Genomic DNA, 653 nt, shown 5'->3' with positions numbered 1-653 from the left:
CCGACATGACCGCACCGTACCGACACCCACCGACACACCAGCCCGCCAGCCCACAACCAGGCACCAGCCCACCGGCCACACGAGGCACCCACTGCTCCCAGTCCGGACTGCCGGCCTCGGCCGGGCCATCCTCGGTGGCGTTCGAGGCAGTGGGCATGCTCGGTGTCGGCGTAGTAGGTCCACCGGTAGGGCTGAGCGGTCCTGTTGTGTTTGATCGTGAACTCGGTGATCTGGTCCTCGAGGTCCTCACGGGAACAGGGCGAGAAAGCCACCTGCCTGACGCTCTACGACCGCGCCCACGACATCCTCGACGGGCCGGGCCCGACACCGGCCCCTGGGACGAGTTCGTCAGCCCTGCCCGTATCGAAGCCCAGCGGGTACACAGCCTCGCCGCACTCGGTGACTGCACCAGTCCTGCGGTCCCCGCGTGACGCCGTCGCCGGATGGCAGACTGTCCTCCAGACAGGCGAGTTCCGCCAGGCGATGGACCAGGTCCCCACGGCCATCACCGGCTGACTACCATCCCGCCACCGGCGATCCGATCCACCTCCGCCAGGGGCCGGCCCCAGGGAGGACGAGCCGCTCCATGACCCAGCTCGACGACCACCGCTGGATGACCCGGGCCATCGACCTCGCCCACCGCTGCCCACCCA

The 653-nt window shown here is 69.5% G+C and carries 1 protein-coding gene; it reads left to right on the top strand.

The genetic code is table 11. From position 1 onward, the window contains the following. Positions 1–225 precede the first annotated feature (225 nt). The gene (locus MJ785_RS16205) at positions 226–516 is read left to right on the top strand and encodes a hypothetical protein (RefSeq protein ID WP_239381587.1); all 291 of its coding nucleotides are present in this window, start codon (positions 226–228) and stop codon (positions 514–516) included. Positions 517–653 lie beyond the last annotated feature (137 nt).

It is taken from the genome of Protofrankia sp. CiT1 (assembly GCF_917627335.1).
GTDB lineage: Bacteria > Actinomycetota > Actinomycetes > Frankiales > Frankiaceae > Protofrankia.
This window is presented reverse-complemented; position numbering and strand designations above follow the sequence as displayed.